This is a genomic window from Metabacillus fastidiosus NBRC 101226 (assembly GCF_001591625.1).
Lineage (GTDB): Bacteria > Bacillota > Bacilli > Bacillales > Bacillaceae > Metabacillus > Metabacillus fastidiosus.
Map to the genome: position 1 here is coordinate 1 of NZ_BCVG01000198.1, position 2,774 is coordinate 2,774.

The 2,774-nt window shown below is 35.0% G+C and carries 3 protein-coding genes; all 3 read right to left on the reverse strand.

Annotated elements, in window-relative coordinates; translation table 11 throughout:
* Positions 1–200: 200 nt before the first annotated feature.
* The 3 genes from efp to BFA01S_RS21275 all read right to left on the reverse strand — a co-directional run bounded on the left by efp (position 201) and on the right by BFA01S_RS21275 (position 2,520).
* The gene (efp, locus tag BFA01S_RS21265; protein WP_066235602.1) at positions 201–758 is read right to left on the reverse strand and encodes an elongation factor P; all 558 of its coding nucleotides are present in this window, start codon (positions 756–758) and stop codon (positions 201–203) included.
* Between the two features lie 63 nt (positions 759–821).
* Positions 822–1,883, reverse strand: a complete 1,062-nt coding sequence (locus tag BFA01S_RS21270) for a M24 family metallopeptidase (RefSeq protein ID WP_066235605.1) — start codon at positions 1,881–1,883, stop codon at positions 822–824.
* 133 nt (positions 1,884–2,016) lie between these two features.
* A complete protein-coding gene (locus BFA01S_RS21275) occupies positions 2,017–2,520 on the reverse strand; it encodes a YqhR family membrane protein (protein ID WP_066235607.1) in 504 nt (167 codons plus the stop codon).
* Positions 2,521–2,774: the final 254 nt, after the last annotated feature.

Sequence of the window (2,774 nt, forward strand, 5' to 3'; positions counted from 1 at the left end):
TTACTGCTCATTAAGGCTGGGATAAAAAAAGGGATTGAACCTAATAATTAGATTCAATCCCTATATAGACCTGAATTAATACACCATATATTCAGTGGAAACTGAGTATAGTGCACGATTTTCCGGCTCATCTCATTCACTTTCATCTGAAAAGAGCTTGCGAATGGATGAGTCAAAAGGAAATAAAATTTGATTGGATATTACGCTCTTGAAACGTAAGTTCCTTCAGTTGTATTAATAATAAGCTGATCTCCTTCATTAATGAAGAATGGAACTTGAACGACTAAACCAGTTTCCATAGTTGCCGGCTTTGATCCGCCTGAAGCAGTATCACCTTTAATACCAGGCTCTGTTTGTGTTACTTCTAAAGTAACACTATTAGGTAATTCCACACCAAGTGTTTCACTTTGGAACATCATCATGCTTACTTCCATATTTTCTTTTAAGAATTTAAGTTCGTACTCGATTTGTGTTGCAGGCAATTCAAGCTGTTCATAAGATTCTGTATCCATGAATACATGCTGATCGCCATTTGCATATAAATATTGCATTTTATGTGTTTCAATTTGTGCTCTTGCTACCTTCTCGCCAGCACGGAATGTTTTCTCTTGAACAGCTCCAGTACGAAGATTACGAAGTTTAGAACGTACGAATGCAGCCCCTTTTCCCGGTTTCACGTGTTGGAAGTCCATTACACGCCAAATAGCATTGTCAACTTCAATTGTTAATCCTGTACGAAATTCGTTTACTGAAATCATTATATAGTTCCTCCTAAAAATAACTGCTGCATAGTTTCTCGAATACTTTCGACATATAACAGATTATAAGACAATCAAATCTTTCGGTGAATGTGTCAACGATTCATTTCCGCTTTCTGTAATAACCGTATCATCTTCAATTCTCACTCCACCGAGTCCACCAACATAAATACCCGGTTCAACCGTAACAACCATTCCCGGCTGCAAAATCGTATCAGATTTAATAGATAATGTCGGCCCTTCATGTACTTCCATTCCTAAACCGTGGCCAGTCGAATGTCCGAAAAATTTACCATAACCTTGCTCATTAATGTAATCACGAGTTAATGCATCTGCCTGTTTACCAGTCATTCCCGGCTTTATCCCGTTCATGCCTCGAAGCTGTGCTTCTTGGACGATAGAATAGATTTTCTTTAACTCCACACTCGGTTCACCAACTGCAAAAGTTCTTGTAATATCAGAGCAGTAACCTTTATAGTATGCACCAAAATCAAGTGTAACAAAATCCCCTTTTTCAATCACCTTATCAGTCGCAACTCCATGCGGGAGAGCAGAACGATAGCCTGAAGCAACGATAATATCAAAAGAAGAAGATGCTGCACCATTTTTTCGCATAAAAAACTCCAGTTCATTCGCTACTTCAACTTCTGTTAAGCCCTGTCTAACAAATGTTAAAATATGTTTATATGTCGCATCCGCAATATCGGCAGCTTCCTTTAATATCTTAATCTCTGTTTTCGACTTAATCAAGCGTAACTTTTCAACCGCTCCACATACTGGAAGCAGTTCAGCAGTCTTGATTTCTTTAGCATATAAACTGTATTCGCGATATGTAAGATGATCTTCTTCAAATCCTAATTTTTTAATACCAAGATTTTTTACTTGGTTAGCAACTTCTTCAATAATAGGACCTTTATGTTCAATTACTTCAAATCCCTCTACTTGATTATTCGCTTGTTCCACATAACGGAAATCAGTAATAAACACCGCTCTATCTTCAGATATAACCGCAATGCCAGCAGTACCTGTAAAACCAGTCATATATCTTCTGTTAAATTCACTTGTAATAATCATTCCGTCAATATGTAATTCAGAAAAACGATTACGAAGTTTCGTTAACTTCATTAAATCATCCCCTTATCTAATGGCTTAAAAACAGTTATAGTTATTTACCATAATCTACAAACAGAAAAAGAATGCTCGTGTAAAGAACATTCTATCACAATTTTTTAGATCACTCATCATGAATACTTTTATGTCATCTTTCAATATTTAATTCATTATATTCAAAAGAAATGGAGTAACCTACAAATAAACCATATAATATGTAAATGCAGACTGTTGTGACAATCGTTGATCTTTGCAGCTCAGCAACAGATTTCAAATTAGGGAAAATTGGATTTAATACAAAGAAGACGAGACCAAATAATAATAAACCGAATAAAATTCCAATATACATTGATTTAAATCGTTTTAATAATACATAATAAACGAAAGCAGCACCAATTGATAAAATACCAAGTACGATAATACCAATTATATTCCCCATCGTCCCATTCTTCCACTGACCGAGAATAAATGGCTGAAGAATAAGATTCGGACTAATTTCTGTAAGATTCAATATATATGCTAAATAAGCAAGCAAGCCCCAAAAAACACCCCCAGCAAAACCAATTACTGCCACTTTACCGACCAGTGACGCTTTCTGCTCATTTTTTGTTTCTTTATGATTCTCCTGCTTCTTCTCTTTTTCATCTGACATCGAATAAAGCACCTCCTTATTTTAAGTATGTTCTTTTTTAAAAAAACTTATGTTTTCATTTTTAATAGTGCTTTAATTTATATAAAGGAAATTTGAAATTCCACTGTATATTTATAAAAGTACAACATAAAATCTGCTGAAATCCGTCATTCAATTTTATTATCTTATGTTGAAAAGTTAAGTAACATTTATCCCAGTCTTAACGGGCAGTAAGACTCCCCCTTCAAAGTTCTAGTAATTCGAGGAAGTGAAGT